This is a genomic window from Tetragenococcus koreensis, from assembly GCF_003795145.1.
Classification (GTDB): domain Bacteria; phylum Bacillota; class Bacilli; order Lactobacillales; family Enterococcaceae; genus Tetragenococcus; species Tetragenococcus koreensis.
The window spans coordinates 1,310,353-1,334,310 of record NZ_CP027786.1 but is presented as its reverse complement, the minus strand read 5'-3'; the positions used below and the strand labels follow the sequence as shown (position 1 = coordinate 1,334,310).

17 protein-coding genes and 1 other annotated feature are annotated in these 23,958 nt (G+C 37.9%); of the genes, 14 read left to right on the top strand and 3 right to left on the bottom strand.

Annotated elements, in window-relative coordinates; genetic code table 11:
* The first annotated feature begins 52 nt into the window (after nt 1-52).
* Complete coding sequence (locus tag C7K43_RS06395; protein ID WP_124006108.1) at nt 53-1,711, top strand: peptide ABC transporter substrate-binding protein; 1,659 nt, start codon at nt 53-55, stop codon at nt 1,709-1,711.
* 103 nt (nt 1,712-1,814) lie between these two features.
* On the opposite strand, the gene C7K43_RS06390 is transcribed toward C7K43_RS06395, so the two are convergent.
* Nucleotides 1,815-3,164, bottom strand: a complete 1,350-nt coding sequence (locus tag C7K43_RS06390) for an aspartate kinase (RefSeq protein ID WP_124006107.1) — start codon at nt 3,162-3,164, stop codon at nt 1,815-1,817.
* A 306-nt stretch (nt 3,165-3,470) separates the two neighbouring features.
* Between C7K43_RS06390 and C7K43_RS06385 the strand changes: the two genes are divergently transcribed.
* The 11 genes from C7K43_RS06385 (at nt 3,471) to C7K43_RS06335 (ending at nt 17,218) form a co-directional block, all read left to right on the top strand.
* Nucleotides 3,471-5,195, top strand: coding sequence for a septation ring formation regulator EzrA (locus C7K43_RS06385; RefSeq protein WP_124006106.1), 1,725 nt, complete (start codon nt 3,471-3,473; stop codon nt 5,193-5,195).
* Between the two features lie 127 nt (nt 5,196-5,322).
* Nucleotides 5,323-6,465 (top strand): cysteine desulfurase family protein, encoded by a 1,143-nt coding sequence (locus C7K43_RS06380; protein ID WP_124006105.1) that lies wholly within the window; start codon nt 5,323-5,325, stop codon nt 6,463-6,465.
* 11 nt (nt 6,466-6,476) lie between these two features.
* Nucleotides 6,477-7,688: a tRNA uracil 4-sulfurtransferase ThiI gene (thiI, locus tag C7K43_RS06375; RefSeq protein WP_124006104.1), complete on the top strand. Its 1,212-nt coding sequence runs from the start codon at nt 6,477-6,479 to the stop codon at nt 7,686-7,688.
* A gap of 281 nt (nt 7,689-7,969) precedes the next feature.
* Nucleotides 7,970-8,632 (top strand): redox-sensing transcriptional repressor Rex, encoded by a 663-nt coding sequence (locus tag C7K43_RS06370; protein ID WP_124006103.1) that lies wholly within the window; start codon nt 7,970-7,972, stop codon nt 8,630-8,632.
* Between the two features lie 162 nt (nt 8,633-8,794).
* Nucleotides 8,795-9,289: a thiol peroxidase gene (gene tpx, locus C7K43_RS06365; RefSeq protein ID WP_124006102.1), complete on the top strand. Its 495-nt coding sequence runs from the start codon at nt 8,795-8,797 to the stop codon at nt 9,287-9,289.
* A gap of 31 nt (nt 9,290-9,320) precedes the next feature.
* Nucleotides 9,321-9,535: a binding site (T-box leader), on the top strand.
* 188 nt (nt 9,536-9,723) lie between these two features.
* Complete coding sequence (locus C7K43_RS06360) at nt 9,724-12,366, top strand: valine--tRNA ligase (RefSeq protein ID WP_124006101.1); 2,643 nt, start codon at nt 9,724-9,726, stop codon at nt 12,364-12,366.
* A gap of 98 nt (nt 12,367-12,464) precedes the next feature.
* The gene (locus C7K43_RS06355; protein ID WP_124006100.1) at nt 12,465-13,775 is read left to right on the top strand and encodes a bifunctional folylpolyglutamate synthase/dihydrofolate synthase; all 1,311 of its coding nucleotides are present in this window, start codon (nt 12,465-12,467) and stop codon (nt 13,773-13,775) included.
* 13 nt (nt 13,776-13,788) lie between these two features.
* On the top strand, nt 13,789-14,451 hold the full coding sequence (locus C7K43_RS06350) for an HAD family hydrolase (protein ID WP_124006099.1): 663 nt from the start codon (nt 13,789-13,791) through the stop codon (nt 14,449-14,451).
* Nucleotides 14,452-14,504: 53 nt separating this feature from the next.
* Nucleotides 14,505-15,182, top strand: a complete 678-nt coding sequence (gene radC / locus C7K43_RS06345; protein ID WP_124006098.1) for a RadC family protein — start codon at nt 14,505-14,507, stop codon at nt 15,180-15,182.
* Nucleotides 15,183-15,345: 163 nt separating this feature from the next.
* A complete protein-coding gene (locus C7K43_RS06340; protein ID WP_068708847.1) occupies nt 15,346-15,546 on the top strand; it encodes a cold-shock protein in 201 nt (66 codons plus the stop codon).
* A gap of 460 nt (nt 15,547-16,006) precedes the next feature.
* Nucleotides 16,007-17,218 carry an IS256 family transposase gene (locus C7K43_RS06335; RefSeq protein WP_226996755.1) on the top strand — a complete coding sequence of 404 codons (1,212 nt, stop codon included), beginning with the start codon at nt 16,007-16,009 and terminating at the stop codon, nt 17,216-17,218.
* A gap of 502 nt (nt 17,219-17,720) precedes the next feature.
* Here C7K43_RS06335 and rnjA read toward each other — a convergent pair.
* Together rnjA and C7K43_RS06325 are read right to left on the bottom strand one after the other, a co-directional pair.
* Nucleotides 17,721-19,397: a ribonuclease J1 gene (gene rnjA / locus C7K43_RS06330; RefSeq protein WP_124006097.1), complete on the bottom strand. Its 1,677-nt coding sequence runs from the start codon at nt 19,395-19,397 to the stop codon at nt 17,721-17,723.
* Between the two features lies 1 nt (nt 19,398).
* On the bottom strand, nt 19,399-19,611 hold the full coding sequence (locus C7K43_RS06325; protein WP_124006096.1) for a DNA-directed RNA polymerase subunit epsilon: 213 nt from the start codon (nt 19,609-19,611) through the stop codon (nt 19,399-19,401).
* Between the two features lie 388 nt (nt 19,612-19,999).
* Between C7K43_RS06325 and C7K43_RS06320 the strand changes: the two genes are divergently transcribed.
* Both C7K43_RS06320 and C7K43_RS06315 read left to right on the top strand, forming a co-directional pair.
* A complete protein-coding gene (locus tag C7K43_RS06320) occupies nt 20,000-21,733 on the top strand; it encodes an ABC transporter ATP-binding protein (RefSeq protein WP_124006095.1) in 1,734 nt (577 codons plus the stop codon).
* Nucleotides 21,730-23,484, top strand: coding sequence for an ABC transporter ATP-binding protein (locus tag C7K43_RS06315; protein ID WP_124006094.1), 1,755 nt, complete (start codon nt 21,730-21,732; stop codon nt 23,482-23,484). The genes C7K43_RS06320 and C7K43_RS06315 overlap by 4 nt, the downstream gene beginning before the upstream one ends.
* Nucleotides 23,485-23,958: the final 474 nt, after the last annotated feature.

The window sequence follows — 23,958 nt, the reverse complement described above, 5'->3', positions numbered from 1 at the left end:
ACAATATTACTCATATCAGACAAGCAATGCTTGTACGAGAAGGGATGGTTTAATGAAAAAGGGGAAATTATTAGGGCTTATGGCTGTTAGTACTACGTTACTAGCCGCTTGTACCACAGGGGATACAGCAGATAGCGGCGAAGACGGAGGAAGCAACGGAGCAAACGGTGAACAAGTGTTTAACTTGTCCGTTGAACAAGAAATGCCTTCTGCCGATTTATCATTAGCCACGGATACGATTAGTTTTACAGCACTTAATAATGTCTATGAAGGTATTTATCGTTTAGATGAAAATGATGATCCACAACCAGCTGGGGCTGCTGAAATGGCCGAAGTTTCAGAAGATGGCTTGACTTATAATATAAAACTTAGAGAAGATGCCAATTGGTCCAATGGAGATCCTGTTACTGCAGATGACTATGTCTACGGCTGGCAACGAACAGCGGACCCAGCAACAGGAGCAGAATATGCTTATCTCTATGGTTATGTTGAAAACGGTGATGAGGTTATCGAAGGAGATAAAGAGCCATCTGAATTAGGAATTGAAGCAATAGATGATCATGAATTAGAAATTACGTTAGATACACCGACGCCATTTTTTGATTATTTATTAGCTTTTCCGTCATTTTTCCCTCAACCGCAAGATATAGTTGAAGAAAATGGTGATGATTATGCGTCAACTGGCGATGATTCGGTTTATAACGGTCCTTTTGCTTTAACTGAATTTGACGGGGCCGGTTCAGATACTGAGTGGAGTTATACGGCAAATGACGAGTATTGGGACAAAGATAATGTGAATCTAGATGAAATTAACGTTTCGGTAGTAAAAGAATCTTCAACTGGACTGAACTTATTTAACGATGGGCAAACTGATGATGTACTTCTCACAGGCGAATTAGCCCAACAAAATGCGAACAATCCAGAATATCAATCGATAAAAGAAGCGCGCACATCTTATATTGAATTAAATCAAGAGGAAGAAGATTCACCATTTAATAATAAAGATCTTCGTTTAGCCTTATCTTATGCGCTAGACCGTGAGGCATTAGTGGAACAAGTACTAGGAGATGGGTCGCAGCCTTCGACTAATTTGGTACCAGAAGAAACTGGGAAAGACCTAGATACCGACGAAGACTTTACTGAAGTTTCGGATTCCACACTGGAGTATGATCCAGATAAAGCCCAAGAGCATTGGGAAAAAGCGAAAGATGAGTTGGGTGTTGATTCATTAGAATTTGATTTGCTGTCAGATGATCAAGATGGCGCAAAACAAGTAGCAGAGTACATCCAAGGTGCTTGGGAAGATCTAGATGGTTTGAATGTTAGTTCAACAACAGTGCCATTTAGTGTTCGGCTTGATCGTGGTACTGCAGGTGACTTTGAAGCCCTCGTTGGTGGTTGGGGCGCTGATTATGCGGATCCTAGTAGTTTTACTGATTTATTCCAAACAGAAAACTCATATAACCATGGGAGTTGGAGTAATGATGAATATGATGAATTGATTGAAGCAGCATCAACCACACATGCTAATGAGCCTGAAGAACGTTTCCAAGATCTAATTGAGGCCGAAGGGGTTATTAACGAAGAAATGGGTGTAATCCCAGTTTATCAAAAAGCGCAAGGGCACATGATTTCTGATAAGGTCAATGGTATTGTTTCTCATAGTGCAGGTGCTAAGTATGATTATAAATGGGTTACTATAGAAGAATAAATAAAAAGCCGGCAGCGATTTCCAGCCGGCTTTTTATGCTCTTTGTTATAACGGTAAAAAAGAACTCTTACTTAACTTGCAAGAGTTCTTTTTGCTATGAGCATTATTCAAAGAAAGTATAGTATAACGTTCGAATGGCATCTTGCTCACGGTCTTGATGAACGCCAAACGTAATGCTAACCTCAGAAGCTCCTTGACTGATCATTTCAATATTGATCTTTTTTCTAGCTAGAGCAGCCGTACTTTCTGCCATACTACCAACTCTTTGCTTCATCCCTTCACCGACAATCATAACCATAGAAAGGTTGTGAATAATCTGAAGCTCATCTGGGTCAATGACATAAGCAATTTTTCGTAATAAGTCTTCTTCTAATTGCGGATTTAACTGATTAGCACGTAAAATAATCGAAATATCATCGATTCCTGAAGGCATATGTTCATAATTCAAATTAAATTCTTTAAAGATCTCTAAGACTTTTAATGTGAATCCAACTTCACGGTTCATCAAGTATTTATTGAGGTAGATCATACTAAAACCGCCATCGCTCGCAATTCCGACTACAGGCTGTTCTTTATTTTCTCGTTCATTAGTAATTAAAGTGCCAGGATGATCAGGATTATTAGTATTTTTTATGACAACTGGAATTTTGGCGCGATAAGAAGGCATTAGAGCTTCATCGTGGAAAACAGAAAAACCTCCATAAGACAACTCCCGCATTTCTCGATAGGTAATTTCACGGATGGGCTCAGGATGGTGAATATAACCTGGATGAGCTGCAAAAATACCGTTAACATCAGTAAAGTTTTCATACAAATCCACATTCATTGCTGAAGCGACGATCGCACCCGTGATGTCTGATCCGCCACGTGAAAAGGTGCAAATATCACCTTTTTCAGTATAGCCAAAGAAACCAGGGATAACCAGAACTTCGTTGGCGTTACGCCAGCGACTGATTATTTTGTAAGAACTCATCAAAATTCGTGCATTTAAAGGTTCGTCGGTGACAATAATACCTAATTCTTGCGGATCAATATAACGAGCATTAACGCCTTCAGTTTGAAGAACGCCAGCGACAAGTTTGGCGTTATTATTTTCTCCGTTTGATAAAATTTCATCCAAAAAATGTGGGTTGTTTTCTACTGCTAATTCTTTTAAATGATTTAATGATTGATAAATTTGGTCTAAGATGTTTTCTTCAACCTGAAAATCCTTGCCAATTTCCTCATAACGCTTAAAAATATCAACAATAAGCTGATCCGTTGCTTCATTTTTTAACCGTTTTTGATAGAACTCAACTAGTAAGTCGGTCACTTTTTTATCGGTTGCAAATCTTTTCCCGGGAGCAGAAACGACAATAAAGCGTCGTGTTTCATCTGCTTTAATAATTTCTGCGACTTTTTTTAATTGTGTGGAGTTTGCCAGTGAACTACCGCCGAATTTTGCTGTTTTCATACATTATCTCCGCCTGTCTAATTCAAAAACTTTTTTAATAGCGTACCTTTAAATCAATTATAAATCAAGAGCCAAAGCGCATGAATATTGAAAAAAGCGGAGTAAATAATTGAAAAAGTCGGCACAATAAAGTATCATTTTTTTAAGAATTCATAGTGATTGATCTTTGTCTTTATGCTATAATCAAACCTAGATGTCTTTTCTTTGGAAAAGAACGTATCTCTATGGGATTCAGTGATCAAGTAAATAAAATCATCTGTCTTTTATTACAGGTTGATGAAAAGGATCAAAAATGGAGGCAGCTAAATGGGAAGTAACCTAATTTTGGGAATTGTTATAGCAATTATAGTGATTGCGGCAATTATTTATGGTATAGGCTTTTTTATACGCAAAAAAAATCAGGAAAAGTTAAAGGCGTTGGAAGATCGGAAAAAAGCACTATTTGATTTGCCTATTAAGGACGAAATAGACGATATCAAAAAAATGCATCTCGTCGGTCAGAGCCAGAACTCCTTTAAAGAGTGGAATCAAAAGTGGGAAAAACTTTCTACTGATAATTTTGCTGAATTAGAAAGTCAAATTTTTGAAGTTGAAAATTTGAACGAAGCCTTTCGCTTTGTGAAAGCCAAAGCGGCTGTTGATAAAGCGCAAAAAACAATGGATAACATGGAAAAAGAGATTGGCAAAGTTCGTGATGAATTAAATGAATTACGTGAAAGTGAAGAACGGAATTCATTAAAAGTCCAACAAGCGTTAGATATTTACGAAGGTATGAAAAAATCGCTAAGACGAGAGGGCGAGAAATTTGGTCCTGCCTTTGCTGAAATTCAGAAACAAGTTAAAAGTGTAGAAAGTGAGTTTACGCAGTTTATTACGTTAAACACTTCCGGTGACCCGGTAGAAGCTCGCGAAGTATTAGAAACAGCGGAAAAACATACATTTGAGTTAGAAGAACTTATGAAAAAGGTTCCTGAAGAATATGAGAAGCTGCATAATATATTCCCAGGACAGTTAGAAGAAATTGCAGATGGTTATCAGACGTTAATGGATGAAGAATACGTCATCCCGAAAGAAAACTTTGAAGAAGACATCGCACACGTAAAACGTCGTGTTGAAAATTCTGTAGAAGATTTAGAAAAAGTCGAAATTTCCACTGTTGAAGCTGACAATGATGAGACAGCAAACCAAATTGATCAACTATACGACGTTATGGAACGTGAGATTGCAGCAAAACGTTATGTGGTGAAAAATCGCAAAGCACTCGCTGATTACGTTGACCATGCAACAAGCAATAATCGTCAATTACTAATTGAACTTGATCATACTTCACAAACGTATACCTTAAACCATAACGAGCTCGCTCGTGTGCGTGGTTTCCAATCGGAAATAGAAGAAATTGCTCGACGGAATGACTCAGTTGATCCAAAACTAGAAGCTCATGAGATTCCTTATTCTGAAGTACAAAGTTTCTATAAAGACGCTTTTGAAATTTTAGATGGGGTTGAAAGTGAACAAGTAGAAATCGACCAAGCGCTTCGTGATTTGCGTAAAGAGGAAACAGCTGCACAAGATAGAGCTGATGCTTTTGAGTTTAAGCTACGTAGTTTGAAACGTTTTGTGGAACAACAACGTTTACCAGGATTACCAGGTGAATACTTAGATTTCTTCTTTGGTGTAACAGACCGTTTAGAAGAACTAGATGATCTATTAAACAAGACTCGCGTAGATATGGACGATGTTAACGAACTAGTCGCAATTTGTGCAGAGGATCTGGACGTTTTGCAAGAAAAAACGCATGATATGGTCGATGAGGCAGCTTTGACTGAGCAAATGATGCAACACGCTAATCGTTATCGACACTCGCACACAGAAGTGAAAGCTTCGATTGATCGGACCCTTGATTTGTTTAACTACGAGTACCGTTATAAAGATGCGCTGGATGAAATCGGTACAGCGTTGGAACGAGTCGAACCTGGTGCCTTTAAACGAATTGAAGACTTTTACTATGAGAACCGAAAAGAATTAGTTTAAAAAGCTGTGTTTGAACTTTACTTAAGTTCAACTCAGCTTTTTTGTGTCAAACAGCCTTTCAACTTGAAACTAGCTACAGTTGCGGATATAATGAAACAGTATTTTTAAAGAGAGGATCTTAAATAAAATGATCTATTTTGATAATAGTGCAACCACTCCCATCTTTCCCGAAAGTTTAGATACATATGTAAAAACGAGTCGACGTGTGTTTGGAAATCCTTCCAGTTTGCATTTTCTGGGTACTCAGGCAAGTCGTCTATTGGAACAAGCTAGAAAACAAATAGCGGACAGCTTGCAAGTGTCGACTGAAGAGATCGCCTTTACTAGCGGTGGCACTGAAGGAGATAACTGGGTTCTAAAAGGAACAGCTTTTGAAAAGCAAGATTACGGAAAACATCTGATTATTTCTAGTATTGAACATCCTGCAGTGAAAAAAACTGTTGAACAATTAGCGCGTTTTGGATTTGAAATTGATCAAGCGCCCGTAACCAAAGAAGGATTTGTAGATGTAGAGCAACTCGCTCAATTGATTAGAGAAGATACGATTTTGGTTTCTGTGATGGCGGTAAACAATGAAATGGGGGCAATCCAGCCCATCCAGGAAATAAGTACGTTGTTAGAAAAGTCTCCTAAAATTCATTTCCATGTGGATGCGGTGCAAGCAATTGCTAAAATTGCTACCGAAAAATGGCTGACTTCCCGCGTGGATTTTGCTGCTTTTTCTGCTCATAAATTTCATGGTCCACGTGGCGTAGGCTTTATTTATTGGAAAAAAGGTCGACGCATCCAGCCTTTAATGACTGGCGGTGGTCAAGAAAAAGAGCAACGTAGCGGAACTGAAAATGTGCCAGCGATCGTTGCGATGGCAAGAGCGCTACGGATTTCTTTTGAGAAGAAATCGCAACGCCCTGAGCATTTAACCAATTTAAAAATGGCGCTAATTGATGGACTTAATGCTTATAGCAAGGTCACAATTTTTTCTCCCACAGAAAATGGTGCTCCGCATATTTTGTGTATAGCATTAAAAGGAATTCGTGGCGAAGTGTTGGTCCATGCCTTAGAAGAAAAAGAGATTATTGTCTCTACAACGAGTGCTTGTTCGAGTAAGAAAAATACTGAGTCAAGTACGCTTGCGGCGATGAATGTCCCCAGTGCACTTGCTACTTGTGCCATTCGGATTAGTTTAGATGAAAGTAACACAATGGCAGAAATTGAACAGTTTATGATTGTATTTGAGCAATTATATCAACGATTTTCAAAAGTTAATTAAGAGGTGTCTTTATGAAATATTCTGAAATTATGGTTCGATACGGCGAGCTATCGACTAAAGGGAAGAATCGACGGTCATTTATCATGCGTCTTTCTTCTAATGTGCGTCAAGCGCTTGTCGATTTCCCTAAGTTAAAAATTCATGCAGATCGTGATCGGATGCATCTGGTTTTAAACGGTGAGGATAGCGATTTGATTATTCCTAAATTACAAATGGTGTTTGGTATCCAAAATTTTTCCCCCAGCGTTCGTGTGGAAAAAGATATCGAACAAATCAAAGCTTGCGCTCAAGAAATGGTCAGTGAAATTTATACCGGAAATGAAAGTTTTAAGGTTACCGCCAAGCGCAGTGATCATACCTTTGAACAAACTAGTGATGAATTAAATGTGACGCTAGGCGATGCGGTTATTGATCATTTTCCTGATATTAAAGTGCAAATGAAAAAGCCCGACATTAATTTGCGCGTGGAAATTCGTAGTAACGGAGCTTTCTTGTCTTACAAAACGATTCCTGGCGCAGCAGGCCTTCCTGTGGGCACAAGTGGTAAAGGAATGTTAATGCTTTCTGGCGGTATTGACTCTCCAGTAGCTGGTTTTCTGGCCATGAAACGAGGCGTAGAAATCGAAGCTGTTCATTTTGCTAGTCCGCCTTATACTAGCGAACAAGCCTTGCAAAAAGCTAAGGATCTTACCGCTAAACTCGCTCCTTATGTGGGTCAGATTCAATTTATCGAAGTTCCTTTTACTGAAGTACAAGAGGAAATTAAAAATCGAGTACCGCAAGGTTATTGGATGACCATCACCCGACGAATGATGTTACGTTTGACCGATAGCATTCGCCAATTACGTCGTGGGTTAGTCATTTTAAATGGTGAATCCTTAGGTCAAGTAGCTTCACAAACATTACAAAGCATGGTTGCTATTAATGAAGTAACGAATACCCCTATTATTCGACCAGTTGCTACTATGGACAAGCTAGAAATCATTGATATTGCTCAAAAAATCGATACTTTTGATTTGTCTATTCAACCATTTGAAGATTGCTGCACTATTTTTGCGCCACCACAGCCAAAAACCAAACCACATCTGGACAAAGTTCAGCAATATGAAGAAAGATTAGACATTACAGGGTTAATCGAACGTGCTTTGGCAAATATTAAAGTCGAAAAAATTGTCCCAGCAAGCGCACAAGAACAACAAGATGAATTTGCTGAATTACTATAAATAAAACAAGCTGTTTTTCAAAAGCAGCTTGTTTTATTTTTGTTCAAATGTGGGGGAAGTATAAAGAGTTTCTTTTTTTCGAAAGTGTGGCTTATTTTTTTAAGGACAATATTAATAGTTAAAAAAATAACTACAACGGAACATAAAACATTTTCTTCTGACAATAGTTCTCCAATGATCTCTTCTACGTTAGTTTGGTTTTTAATACTTAGCCTGCTATTGTCAAAACATGGGAATAGTGGTACACTTTTATGTGAACAACTTAACAAGGAGGCTGGGAAGTGAAAGACTATAATAAGAAAAAAATACCACGCGCTACAGCTAAAAGACTACCATTATACTTAAGAAACCTAACGATTTTAGACACAAAAGGCGTCGCACGAATTAAATCAAAAGAACTTTCTGACATTACCCAGGTTCCCTCTGCTACGATACGTCGTGATTTTTCTTATTTAGGAGAACTTGGTCGTAGTGGTTATGGCTATGATGTTGCTTTTTTGATTGAAGTTTTTAGTCATATTTTAGATAGTAATGAAGAAAGTCGCATTGCGATTGTTGGTTTTGGAAATTTGGGCAAGGCGTTAGCCAATAATAATTTTCGTCGCAATGAAAATCTTATTATCTCCTGTGTATTTGACACGAATCCGGAAATCATCGGAAAAACAATTGCAGGCTTTTATGTTTACAGTATGGCTGATTTTAAACAAATAGCTCAAGAAAAAAACATTAGAATTGCGATATCCACAGTACCTAGCGAACATGCTCAAGAAGCGATTGATATTGTGGTCAATAGTGGAATTACGGCAATATTAAACTTTGCCCCTGACCGCGTTGAAGTGCCTGATAATATCAGTATGCGTTATATTGATTTAACGACTGAATTATTAACATTACTCTTTTTTGATCATAACTATAAAAAAACACCGTTAGCTGTTACTTCATAGGCATATTTTTTTATAATTTTTCTTAGCTGCTTTATACTGACAATAGGCTAAAGATGAATGCTTGATTAAGTTTTCGTCTAAAAATAGTATAGAAATTGTCAAAACAGCAGGCAAATTGATTGTAAGCTGTTTTAAGCAATAAATAGTTAAGGAGAGAAAATAATGTTTATTACACGCAAGGGAGAAAAATTAGAGGTACCTGGTCAACAACCAGAAACAGGCGACAAAGCTGCGTCATTTTCATTAAAGGATTTACAGGATCGTACGTATACATTGGCAGATTTTAACAACGGTAAACCTACCATCTTAAGTGTCATTCCAAATATCAATACACGCGTATGTGCATTACAAACGAAACGTTTTAATCAAGAAGCAAGTCAACTTGATGATATTAATTTTGTGACGATCTCAAATAATACGAAAGAAGATCAAGCTAAATGGTGTGGTCAAGAAGGTGTAGATATGATTATGTTGCATGATCCTGAAAATGCTTTTGGGCAAACTTATAATATTTACATCCCTGAAGCGGATTGTTTCGCGCGCAGTATTTTTGTACTTGATCAAAATGGGACAATTAATTATGAAGAAATCACACCTGAAATGTCTGATGAGCCAGATTATCAAAAGGCATTAGAGGCAGCAAAAGCACTAATTTAAGTTGACTTTAAAAAAAGCGCATTGTAAAATAAAACAGACAAAGGTCAAGAGGAGTAGCTGGCTGAATTGATTTTTAGAGAGAAAATTCTAGGCTGTAAAATTTTCATCAATAACCAGTGAAGGTAGCTTGAGCGTCTTTGGCTCGAAAAAAAAGTAGAGTCAAACGATTCGTGATCGTTATTTCACTCGTAAGTGGCAGTATATATACTGCAATTTAGGTGGTACCGCGTAAATAGCGCCCTAAGATGTTTAAACATCTTAGGGCTTTTTGCTGTGAATCGTAGCTGATGAACAGTGCTAGGGGAGCGAAAATGGATTTTTCAAGGAACTAGCGACTTGTCGCTTAGACCTTGATGAGACCAAAGCGTAAGCGAAGAGATAAAACAACACTAGACAAAGTGTAATTATCTTATTTTAACCAAGGAGGAAAGAAAATGTCAGAAGATGAGTTATCAAAAAAATATAATCCGCAAGAAGTCGAAAACGGGCGTTACCAGGAATGGCTAAAACAAGATTTATTTAAACCTAGTGGCGACAAAAATGCTCAACCTTATTCAGTGGTTATCCCACCACCGAATGTTACCGGTAAATTGCATTTAGGCCATGCTTGGGATACTACTTTGCAAGATATGATTATCCGGCAAAAACGCATGCAAGGCTTTGATACTTTGTGGCTTCCAGGGATGGATCATGCTGGAATTGCTACCCAAGCGAAAGTTGAAGCTAAATTAAATGAGCAAGGAATTTCTCGATATGAATTAGGCCGTGAAAAATTTATTGACCAAGTTTGGGACTGGAAAGAAGAATACGCGCAACATATCAGAGAGCAATGGGCTAAATTAGGCTTATCACTTGATTATAACCACGAACGCTTTACCTTAGACGATGGGCTATCAGAAGCTGTAAAGACGGTTTTTGTTAAGTTGTATGGAAAAGGTTTGATTTATCGTGGCGAATACATCATCAATTGGGACCCTAAAGCACAAACCGCTTTATCCGATATTGAAGTGATTCATAAAGAGGATGAAGGTGCGTTTTACCATATGACATATCCTCTAACTGACGGTTCAGGCACGGTAGAAATTGCGACGACTCGTCCGGAAACGATGTTAGGAGATACTGCGGTGGCAGTTCATCCAGCAGATGAGCGTTTTCAACAATTAATCGGCAAAAAAGTTATCTTACCTTTAATGGATAGAGAAATTCCAATTGTGGCTGACGAGTATGTCGACCGCGAATTTGGTACAGGAGTTGTGAAGATTACACCAGCCCACGACCCTAATGACTTTGAAGTAGGTAATCGACATGATCTGCCGCGGGTCAACGTAATGAATAATGATGGCACGATGAATGAACAAGCTGGCAAATATGCCGGAATGGATCGCTTTGAAGCAAGAAAAGCAATTGTTAAGGACCTTGAACAATTGGGACGACTAGTTAAAGTCGAAAAAATGGTCCACAGTGTAGGACATTCTGAACGAAGCGATGCGGTGGTTGAACCGCGTTTGTCCAAACAATGGTTTGTAAAAATGCAACCTCTAGCGCAACAAGCAATCGATAATCAAGCGACTGAGGATGCAGTAGACTTTTATCCGCCACGTTTTAATCAGACCTTTTTACGCTGGATGGAAAATATTCATGACTGGGTAATTTCACGTCAATTATGGTGGGGCCATCAAATCCCAGCGTGGTATCACAAAGAAACTGGTGAAGTATATGTAGGCATGCAAGCACCACAAGATAGCCAGAATTGGGTTCAAGATGAAGATGTCTTAGACACTTGGTTTAGTTCTGCTTTGTGGCCGTTTTCTACTTTGGGGTGGCCTGATACCGAAAACGAAATGTATCAACGTTATTTCCCAACGAACACTTTAGTCACAGGTTATGATATTATTTCTTTCTGGGTAAGTCGTATGATTTTCCAAAGTTTAGAGTTTACGCAAGAACGTCCATTTGAAAATGTTTTGATTCATGGTTTAATCCGGGATGCACAAGGACGTAAGATGAGTAAATCGCTAGGTAATGGAATAGATCCAATGGAAGTCATTGATCAGTACGGCGCTGATGCGTTACGCTGGTTTTTATCAAATGGCTCTACTCCCGGACAAGACGTCCGTTTTAGCTATGAAAAAATGGACGCTGCTTGGAACTTTATCAATAAAATTTGGAATGCGGCTCGATTTGTTTTAATGAATGTGGAGGAAATGAGTGCAACAGACATCGACCTTAGCGGTAAAAAATCAGTGGCGGATCGCTGGATTTTGACACGTTTGAATGAAACAGTGGCAAGGGTCACTGAATTATTTGACCGTTTTGAGTTTGGTGAAGCTGGGCGTCAATTATACAATTTTATCTGGGATGACTTTTGTGACTGGTATATCGAAATGAGTAAAGAAACGCTTTATGGAATAGATAAAGAGGCTCAACAAACCAACAAAAGTGTTCTTGTCTACGTGTTAGACCAGATTTTACGGCTATTGCATCCAATTATGCCATTTGTCACTGAAGAAATCTGGTCAAAATTGCCACACCTAGGTACATCATTGGTTACCGCAGAATATCCAGTCGTTCACCCCGAGTTTAGTGATGAAACAGCAGCACAAGGGATGACTGTATTGATGGATTTGATTCGTGCGGTTCGTAATATTCGCGCAGAAGTAAATACGCCTATCTCAAAACCAATTACTTTACTCATTCAAACGAGTGATCAGGAAATTGAAGCGTTCCTAAAAGAAAATAAAAACTATATTGATCGTTTCTGTAATCCAGAAAAACTTGAAATCAATAGCCAGCTAGAACCCCCTGAATTAGCTATGACTGCGGTCTTGACAGGCGCTAACGTCTACTTGCCATTAGCAGGTTTGATTGATGTTCAAGCAGAACTAGATCGTTTAGCAAAAGAATTGGAAAAATGGAATCGTGAAGTACAACGCGTAGAAGACAAATTGGCTAATGAACGTTTCGTTGCCAATGCACCAGAAGCAGTTGTTCAAAAAGAACGAGATAAGCAGGCTGATTATCTGGAAAAACAACAAACGGTCAAGGATCGTATCAAACAGTTACAAGAAATTAACTAATGAATCAATTGAGAAAAACAAGGATAGATCATTGTCCTTGTTTTTTTCGTAGTATGCGAGCAGGGAATTTGTTATAATATCCCTTGAGGTGAAATGACATGATAAAAACAGTGCAAGAGGCAATCCAATTTATTGAAAGTCGTCAAAGCTTTGGTTCAAAACCAGGGTTACAACGAATCAATGCATTATTAGATGAACTTAATCATCCAGAAAAAGACCTTTCGATTGTCCATATTGCGGGCACCAATGGCAAAGGTTCAACTGTCAGCTTTTTATCAACCATGCTGCAAGAAACCGGATTGACTATTGGTACTTTTACTTCACCTTATATTGAAGAACTTAATGAACGAATTGCTATCAATGGACAACCTATTTCTGATGACGCATTAACCAATGTCATGCAAAAAATTCAACCTCGGGTAAGCTCAGCTGATGCAGATAGTGAACTTTCAGAGATTACGGAATTTGAACTATTAACGGCGGCTGCTTTTCTTTACTTTAAAGAAGAAGAGGTTGATATGGTGGTTGCTGAAGTTGGTTTGGGGGGGGTATATGATAGTACCAACGTTGTTTCCCCACTACTTACAGCTATTACTACTATCGGAATGGATCATATGGAAGTATTGGGCGATACCATCGAAAAAATTGCTGAACAAAAGGCAGGAATTATTAAAAAAGGGGTTCCCGTTGTTACCGGGAAAATTACAGCTAATGCCCTTGCAGTGATTGATGATACAGCTCAAAGGCAACAAGCAGAGGTTTCCCATTTTGCTGATGACTACCAAATGGTTTATAAAGGCCCTGACGCCAAGTGGGGTGAACAATTTGATTTTTATAATGAGCAAGGGAAAATTTCAGGTCTAACTACTTCTTTATTAGGAAAACACCAAACGGAAAATGCCGCAGTGGCAATTCAACTTTTTTATTTTGTTTGTCAGATGCAACATCTTCCTTTTAGTGAAAAAGACGTTAAAAAAGGCTTGTTAAAAGCACAGTGGCCGGCTAGATTGGAAAAGATTAGCCAAAATCCTTTGATTGTATTAGATGGTGCGCATAATGAACACGCCATGAAACGGTTAGTTGAAAATATGAATGATGAATTTAAAGATCAGCACATTTACGTTCTTTTTTCAGCTCTTGAAAGAAAAAACGTCGAAGGAATGCTCAAGCAGTTGTTAGAAATTTCTAATGCAGAAATTTATTTAACTAGCTTTGATTATCCAGGCGTTCTTCGTTTAGAAAAAAACTATCAGGCCATCAATGAAAAACGTATTAATGTAGCATCGCTATGGCAATTTGGCTTAGCTAATATTTTAGATAAAATTTCAAATGACGATATGATTTTAGTAACAGGTTCTCTTTATTTTGTAGCAGAAGTACGGAAATTAATTAAAGATCTTATTTCTTAATCAGGAGGAAACTATGCAGAATGTACAAGGAATTATTTTCGATATGGATGGACTAATGTTTGATACCGAGACACTTTATTATAAAGCTACCCAAGAAGCTGCGGATATGATGGGCTTTTCCTATGATTTTGCTACTTATGAAAAATATATAGGCGTTTCTGATGAAGAAGTTTGGCAAGCCTATCACGAAATGTATGACCCGCTTTTTGGCGAGCAAGCGGTAAATACGTTCATTAATTATTCATTTGATCGTGCGGTGGAGCTATTTGAAGCAGGAGCTGCTGATTTAAAACCTGGCTTAAAAGAATTATTGCATTATCTGCAAGAAAAAGAGGTCCAGCGTTGTGTCGCTTCTAGCAATCAGCGTAGAATTATTGATATTCTTTTAGAAAAGAATGATTTGTCAGATGAGTTCTCTCATATCGTTTCTTTTGAAAATGTAAAAAAAGCCAAACCTGACCCTGAGATTTTTGAAAAAGCTGCTGCGGCTTTTGATACATCTAAAGAAAATTTACTTATATTAGAAGATTCGAAAAATGGGGTACTAGCAGCTGATCAAGCAGGGATTAACGTAATCATGGTACCAGATTTAATTACACCTACTCTTGCAATTGAAGCAAGAACGCTCGCTGTTTTACCTACATTAAATGAAATTCCTGCATTTTTAGAAAAATAAATGAGCACTTTTTGCGTACTTATTAGTGTAAGAACGCAAGGAGGCTTTTTTTTATGGAAAAAAACAAAATACCACTGAGTTCGTTGCCCCGCGAGCGATTATTAGAATATGGGGTACAGGCACTTTCTAATCAAGAATTGTTGGCTATTTTATTACGCACGGGATCGAAGAAATATAGCGTAATGGAATTATCCGGTAGGGTTTTGACCTTATTTCCCAGCTTATATGAGCTGAAAAATGCTAGCCTGACAGAATTGCAACAACTTTCTGGTGTAGGTCAGGTCAAAGCGATCGAATTAAAAGCGATGATTGAGCTAGGCTATCGTATTCATCGCGCCAATCAACCTAAATTTGGTAAAGTCGTTACGAGTTTTGACTTAGCTCAGCAATTGATGGATGAGATGAAAGGTTTCTCACAGGAACACTTGATTTGTCTTTATTTAAATACGAAAAATGAAGTTATTTTTCGTAAGACTCTTTTTGTAGGTTCCGTAAATCAAGCAGTCGCACATCCGCGCGAGATCTTTCGCGAAGCCGTTCGTTGCAGTGCGGCGCGCATTATCTGCTCGCATAATCATCCCAGTGGCGATCCATCTCCGTCAGAAAATGACCGAGCGTTTACCAAACGGTTGAAGCAATGTGGAGAAATGATGGGGATTGAAGTATTAGACCATTTGATTATCGGCGATGAAAAATATGTTAGTTTAAGAGAAGAAGGATTTTGGAATTAATAACTTAAGAGTAATTATCACTTGCAAAAAAGAGTAGGTGAGAGTAAAATGAACTATGTAATTTTGTTTGGAACGTGGAAGTGGCATACAGTTATCTATCTCTATCATAGTACGAGCAATGTTACAATTTTAAAAAGTGCTAACGCACGAGGAGGAAACTTGAATGGAACAAGGTACAGTAAAATGGTTTAACGCAGAAAAAGGTTATGGGTTTATCTCCCGTGAAGATGGAAGTGACGTGTTTGTCCACTTTTCAGCAATTCAAGAAGAAGGCTTTAAAACTTTAGAAGAAGGACAATCTGTTACATTTGATGTTGAAGAATCAGATCGCGGTCCTCAAGCTGTTAATGTTGTAAAAGCATAGTTAAAAACTATTAACGCTTAAAAACCAAGCTGATAAGAAAGATTCTCGCAATGAAAATTGTGGGGTCTTTCTTTTTTTTATAAAAAGTAAGCGAAATAGTACATAGAAAAGACGGCCCAAAAACTAATGAGCTTATTTTGAATTACTCACGTGAAAATGTGCGTACTCACCGAAATAAGCTCATAAGAATTCCAAAACGATGAGGTTATTGATATTTAACCACATAAGAATTAAAAAACAATGTGCTAAAGGGAAAATAAGCACATAAGAATGACAATCTAGCGGGGTTAACCCTAGCTAAGCACGTAAGAATGACAAAGCTATGTGCCTAAATGAAGAAAAAGGGCAAAAAAAGCCGATTTAAGAGTTGTTTCCATATAATTGTGTAAAAAGAAAGAGATCATATCCATCTCTGGTACAATGTAATTTACCCAGAAAAACATTGAAAAGGAAGATGGATATGACCCAACTTAATATTAATATAAATTTTGAAGAATTAACAGAGGCTATTATGCAAAGCGATATGAACATGATGATGAAGTCTTTAGCTGTGACGGTATTTAACGCTTATATGGAAGTCGAAAGGGATGAATTTATCCAAGCGAAAAATTATGAGCGCAATGATCATCGTTTGGATTATCGGAATGGGTATTACGAACGAGATTTCACTTTAGCCGTAGGAAAACTCCGCTTGAAAATTCCACGTACTCGTTCGGGCGAGTTTTCCACGAAAATTTTTGAACAATACCAACGAAAAGACCAGGCTTTTGTATTAAGCTTAATGGAAGCCGTCGTCCAGGGAGTATCGACGCAAAAAGTAACCCATATCGTTGAACAGTTATGCGGCGAATCAGTATCGAAGTCGTTTGTTTCTAACACGATGAAACGACTCGATCCGGAAATTCAAGCCTTTAAAAATCGTTCCTTAACCTACAGTTTCTTTCGATATGTTTATGTCGATGCCATGTATATCAAAGTTCGTGAAGACCATCGAGTGGTCAGTAAAGGGGTTTATATCGCCCAAGGAGTGAATCAAAAGAATCGACGAGAAATTTTAGGATTTCAAGTCAGCGAGGAAGAATCCACCACGAGTTGGAAAAGGTTTTTCCAAGACTTGCGTGAACGGGGCTTGACCCAACCTCGCTTAATTATTTCCGATGCTCATGCGGGGCTAAAAAAAGCCATACAGGAAATCTTTACCGGTACTGCATGGCAACGTTGTACCGTCCATTTCTTACGAAATATGATCGACCAGATGCCTAAGAAAAACAATCAAGAAGCTCGCTATCATCTGAAAAAGATCTTCCGCGCCAATACCTTACAAGAAGCGAAAGAAGCCCGTCAAAAGTTCGAAGATCACGTGCAAGATGATACGCGTTATAAAACAGTATTAGCTCTTTTAGATCAAGGCTTTTACGATGGTTTACAATATCTAAGTGAACCAGAAGATTATCACGTTTCCTTACGAACAACGAATTCCTTGGAACGTTTAAACCGGGAAGTTCGACGACGAGAAAAGGTAGTCTCTATTTTCCCTAACGTTGATTCCGCCGAACGTTTAATTGGTGCGGTTTTAATGGATATTCATCAAGCATGGCAAAAAGCCCCCAGAGCGTTTTTAAAAGGGCCTGTGCTAGGAAAGGAGGACACTTCTTCAGAAGATGAAACCTAGAAGAAAACGAGTTACGATTGGACAATGAATGAAGGCATGGTATTCTCGAATAGCGAAATGGGCGCCTGTTCTTAGGTTGAAGACCGAAGGAACAGCCCAAGATCACCATGCCTGAATAGATTCGTTGTCAAATCTGTCCCCTGCTTAGACCTAGAATACGCTTCGAGAGAAAATAGAATCATAAAATTAGGGTGTAGATTGCATTTGTACTTTTACACAAGATTTCGGGCTTGACCGATTTAAGGTAGATTAAGCACATAAGAATGACAAAACAGCGTGGTTAACTGAAACTAAGCACGTAAGAACCCCAAAACGATGAGCTTATTAACATTCAACCACATAAGAATGACGAAACAGTGCGCTTAATTTGAATTATTCACGTGAAAATGTACTTATTCAGCTAAATAATCATATAAGGTCAGTTTTCTAGTGTTGTTACTAGTTAAAGTTTACTTGAAAATTCATTTCAAAAAAAAGCAGCCTTTTTGGCTGCTTTTTTGAGTTAATCATCTGGTGTCATAAGCATAGATAAAATCATTGGGTGACGTTGTGTTTGTTCGACAAGAAATGGCTGTAGTGCTTGGCTCATTGCTTCTTTTAATTTATATTCACTGACATCTGGTTGATTCAATGCATCACGTAATGCATTGTAAAGGATATTCTGTCCTTTCTTAATCAACTCACCTGATTCACGCATGTAAACAAATCCACGTGACAGAATATCAGGACCCGCTAGAATTTCTTTTTTGTTTTTATCGATGGTTGCAACAGCTATTACTAAACCTTCTTCAGAAAGAATTCGACGATCTTTTAAAACAATATTGCCGATATCGCCAATTCCGCTGCCGTCGATATAAACATCGCCAGCATTAAAGTGGCCACAAGGACGTGCTGAATCCGGAGTTAATGCAAGCATATCTCCGTTTTCCATTAAGAAACAATTTTCTTTGGGCACGCCAGTATTTTCTGCCAATTGGCTATGAATTTTCAACATACGAAATTCACCATGTATAGGCATGAAGTACTTAGGCTTCATCAAACGCAACATTAATTTTTGTTCTTCTTGGCCACCGTGACCAGAAGTATGAATGTTGTTGATCTTTCCATGAATAACTTCAGCACCAGCTTCTAATAACAGGTTGATCAAGTGATTGACGCTCGTTGTATTTCCCGGAATTGGTGAACTAGAAAAGATCACGGTATCATCTGGTTGTATCTGAATTTGGCGATGAGTCCCGTTGGCAATACGACTTAAAGCCGCCATAGGTTCACCTTGAGATCCTGTACATAAAATCATTGTTTTATCTGCAGGTAAAGAATTTAATTCGCGTGCATCAACAAACGTTCCCTCTGGAACCTTGATATAACCAAGACGTTGTCCATTGGCAATCGCATTTTCCATGCTACGACCAAAGACGGCAATTTTACGACCGTTTGCAACTGCGGCATCTGCAGCTTGTTGTAAACGAAAGATATTGGAGGCAAAACTAGCAAAAATGATACGGCCTTTTACTTTTTCAAAAATTTTGATGATCGAAGCGCCAATCGTTTTTTCAGACTTGGTAAAAGTAGGGATTTCTGCATTCGTACTATCTGAAAGTAAACAAAGAACGCCTTCTTCACCAACCTTTGCCATTTTATGAAGATTTGCCGGTTCGCCTACTGGTGTAAAGTCAAATTTAAAATCACCAGTTTCAACGATATTTCCTGACGGCGTCTTGACAACAACACCTAAGGCATCAGGGATACTGTGTGTTGTCCGAAAGAAGCTGACAGAAGTTTTGCGAAAGCGGATCACAGTGTCTTCATTAATTTCATGAAGTTCTGCCTCACGCAATAGACCATGTTCGTCTAATTTATTTGTGATCAAAGCTAAAGCTAGTGGACCTGCATAAATGGGGATATTTACTTGTTTTAGCAAATAAGGAATCCCACCAATATGATCTTCGTGACCGTGAGTCACCACTAAAGCTTTTATTTTTTGGATGTTTTGAACAATATAACTATAGTCAGGAATTACATAGTCAATACCAAGTAGTTCATCTTCTGGAAATTTAATTCCTGCATCGATTAAGATAATTTCATCTTGGAATTGAACCCCATAACAGTTTTTCCCGATTTCTCCTAGTCCGCCAACAGCGAAAACACCTGTTTCGTTGTTTTTAAGCGATAATTTCATACTAAAACTCCGTTATATGGAAATCAGTATGTTCTTTTTCATACTCTAAGTGATTTCCGGTTAATTCTTGAATATATTCGATATTGTATGGGGTATTTTCTTCAACAATGCGACGAGCAGTCACATCATTGTCAACGTCAACGTATAAAGAGTGTGTTTGTTCTCTTTGTGGGTTGCGCTCTTTTGTTTCTTGATAAAAAATTTTGTAGATCATGTATCTGTTCTCCTTTATATTCTATCTTGTATTTATTTGACTTTTTTCACTTAACTTAATAAGCATTCGTTGATCCAACTTTAACCCGTCTTTGGCAACATAATAAGGTATTAAATGTTCAAAATAAAATAGCCTATGATACCTCTTAAGTTGGAACCAATTGTCCATTGATAGTTTATCACACAAATAAAAATAAGTATAGAAATGAGGTGTCAAAAACGGAAAATTACATGAAAAATATAGCATACACCGTTAGTAAAAGAACCGGGCTTGTGCGTATGAAAAAGTTATTGAAAAAACTTGTTAATTTCGCTTCTTATTTTCTTTACTTTTTTCGACGCTATGTGCTATCTTTAAAGTAATTGTACAAGAAAAGGAGGGAGTAATTTTGAAATTAATGTTGCATTATACCTTGAAAAACAAAGGGCTATTATTCTTTAATTTCATCTGTGTTTTCGGGTTTATTCTTATTGAATTAGGCTTACCTACATTACTAAGTCAAATGATCGATGTAGGTGTTGCCAATAATGATGATGCGTATATTAAAAAAATAGGCATAACCATGTTAGTGGTGGTCATTGTTGGTGTGTTGATGAATGTCTCACTGGGTTATTTTATGACACGTATTACCACCAATGTCACAGCCTCAATTCGTCAGGACCTTTTTGTGAAAATACAGAATTATTCTCATAACGAGTATGAACAATTAGGCGTTTCTTCATTGATTACTCGGGTAACTAATGATGCTTACCAAATTATGTTGTTTATGCAAAACTTTTTGCGGACCGGATTTATGACACCCATGATGTTTATTGCTAGTTTGTATATGGTGATGAGAACTAGTGGGAGTTTAGGGACTTATGTATTGCTTGCTTTACCTTTCTTATTGATTGGTGTTGTAGCCATTGCAGGTTTTTCAAATCCTTTATCTAGAAAGCAACAAAGTAACCTTGACCGAATTAATAATATTTTACGTGAAAATTTGTCAGGTTTGCGTGTTATTCGCGCATTTGTCAATGAACATTTTGAAGAAAAACGTTTTGGCAAAGTAAATGATGCTTACGAAAAAAGTTCGAAAAACCTATTTCGTTTGATGTCTTCAGCTCAACCAGGTTTTTTCTTCCTATTTAATATCGTTATGGCTTATATCATTTGGCAAGGAAGTGTCCAAATTGACGCTGGCACATTGGAAGTTGGGAATTTGATTGCTTTTATTGAATATATTTTCCATGCTCTGTTTTCATTCATGTTGTTTTCTACAATATTTATGATGTATCCTAGAGCAGCAGTTTCAGCTAATCGGATCCAAGAAGCAATGGATACTTTACCGATTATTGAAAATAAAGAAAATGGCGTAACAAAAACAGAAACAGAAGGTTATCTTGCATTTGATGATGTTACTTTTGCTTATCCAGGCCATGCGGAATCGCCAGTGATCCGCGATGCAAGTTTTACAGCAAGTCCTGGCGAAACAGTCGCTTTTATCGGTAGTACAGGTAGTGGGAAATCTACATTGATCCAACTCATTCCGCGACTTTACGATGTTAGTGAAGGGGAAATTTTGGTTGATGGCGTCGATGTTCGCGATTATGATATAGATGCTTTACGTAAAAAAATTGGTTTTATCCCGCAAAGTGCAGTCCTTTTTTCGGGGACGATTAGAGACAACCTACGCTATGGGAAAGAAGATGCAACAGATGCTGAATTAGAAGAAGCCTTAGATGTTGCGCAGGCTACTGAATTTGTTTCTGAGTTATCTGATGGTTTAGACACACAAATTGCTGAAGGTGGCTCAAACTTTTCCGGCGGGCAAAAGCAACGTTTAGCAATTGCGCGGGCTGTGGTAAGAAGACCAGCGATTTATATCTTTGATGACAGTTTTTCTGCTCTGGACTTTGCTACAGATGCCAAAGTACGTGAGAGAATTAATGAAGAGACGACCGATGCAACGGTATTGATTGTCGCTCAACGGGTCAGCACCATTATGAACGCGGACAGAATTATTGTATTGAACGAAGGAAATATTGTTGGGGAAGGAACACATGAAGAGCTGTTAAAAACTAGCTCTGTGTACTACGACATTGCTTCGTCTCAATTATCGAAGGAGGAATTAGGACAATGAATACTTTTTCTTCTTTAATGCGCGTAGGACGTTATTTAAAACCCTACAAATTTAAATTTATTTTAGTTATGATTTTTACAGTTGCAACGGTTGCCTTTAATACGGCACTGCCTTATGTAACCGGGTTGCCAACTACAGAGATTAGTAGAAACATTGCAAATGGCGATCCTGTAAACTTTGCTTACATTAAACAAACAGTCATTGCAATTATAGTGATCGGTATCGGTTATGGAGGTTCGCAACTTTCAGCTGGTTTACTGATGACAGGGGTGGTACAATCCGCCATGAAAGATTTACGGAAAGACATTTCTGAGAAAATTAATCGTTTGCCGGTTTCTTACTTTGATACCCACCAACAAGGAAATGTATTTTCACGGGTAACCAATGACGTGGATGTAGTCAGTGGAGCTTTGCAACAATCATTAGTGCAAATAGTAAATGCTATATTGAGTATCGTATTATCTGTTTCAATGATGTTTTATATCAATGTTTACATGGCTCTAGCTGCCATACTCATGATTCCAGCTTCCTTCTTTATTTCGCGGTTTGTTATTTCAAGATCGCAAAAATACTTTAATGGGATGCAAAATTCATTAGGTGAAATGAACGGATATGTGCAAGAACACATGACAGGTTTTAATGTCATTAAACTTTTTGGACAGGAACATCCTAACGCTGAAAACTTTAAGAAGGTAAACCGTTCAGTTAAAAAAAATGGTTTCAAAGCGCAATTTATTTCGGGGCTTATGATACCATTAGTTCAATCAACGGCTTATTTAACTTATATTGTTATTGCAGTTGTCGGGAGTTTGAATGTACTTAGTGGAGCGATCGTAGTAGGGCAGTTACAAGCTTTTATCCAATATATTTGGCAAGTCAGCCAACCAATGGGGAACATTACACAATTATCTGCGATGTTGCAAAGTGCCTCGGCTTCTTCTCGCCGTGTGTTTGAAGTCTTGGATGAAGAAGAAGAAAAAACAAATGAACATGATATATCATTACCTGAATACGTTCGTGGAAACGTTGAATTTGATCATGTTAGTTTTTCTTATAAAGCGAGCGAACCATTGATCGAAGATTTAAACTTCAGCGTAAAAGCTGGTCAAACGGTAGCTATAGTCGGACCGACGGGTGCTGGTAAAACCACAATAATCAACCTATTGATGCGTTTTTATGATGTTGATGAAGGGGCAATAAAAATCGATGGGATTGATACGAAAAAAATGGATCGTAGTGACGTTCGCTCATTGTTTGGCATGGTATTACAAGATGCTTGGCTTTACGGCGGAACGATCGCAGATAATATCCGTTTTGGTAAATTAGATGCAACAGACTATGAAGTCGTTGATGCAGCGAAAACAGCCAACGTCGATCATTTTATCCGGACGATACCAGAAGGCTATGATATGGAGATCAGTTCTGAAGGGGATAATATTTCTCTTGGACAAAAACAATTATTAACGATCGCACGGGCAGTTATCTCTGATCCTGAAATTTTAATTTTAGATGAAGCAACCAGTTCAGTCGATACTCGGCTAGAAGCGTTGATCCAAAAAGCGATGGATAGAGTAATGCAAGGACGTACCAGCTTTGTTATCGCCCATCGTTTATCAACAATTCGCGATGCGGACTTAATTTTAGTTATGGACCACGGATCAATTATCGAACAAGGGAACCACGATACCTTACTTGCTAAAGGCGGCTTTTATGCGAACTTGTACAACAGCCAATTTGCCGATCAAGAATAAAAAGAAAGCGACGCTGCTGGAAAAGTTAGCGTCGCTTTTTCTATGAAGTGGCGTCTATTAACACAAAATTAAATGTAAAATTTGTTGAGATTTCATAGTGGAAAAAGAGCTCTTACGTTGTAGAAAAAATGTGTGAGATGCTGGTTGCCTTTAGTATTATGAAGAAACAAATCTTTGACAAGGATCGAATTTACTGGAGTTATACCATGACTTTCATAAACTAGTGGGATAACTGTTTTTTTATACCATCATTTTTGCTTTCTTATGTGCTAAATTTAGCCAAAATCTCTTTTTTCATCTTGTTTTCTTAAAATAAGAACATTACTTTGACAAACTAGTGGTATAACTTACAAGTTGTCCCACTAGTTTGCTGTTCTTATGTGGTTATTTTCTTTTTATACCACTGTTTTCTTCAACTAATGATATAAATTTTCGCCAGCTATTCTCCTTAAAAATTTTTCTATCTTTTGCTTC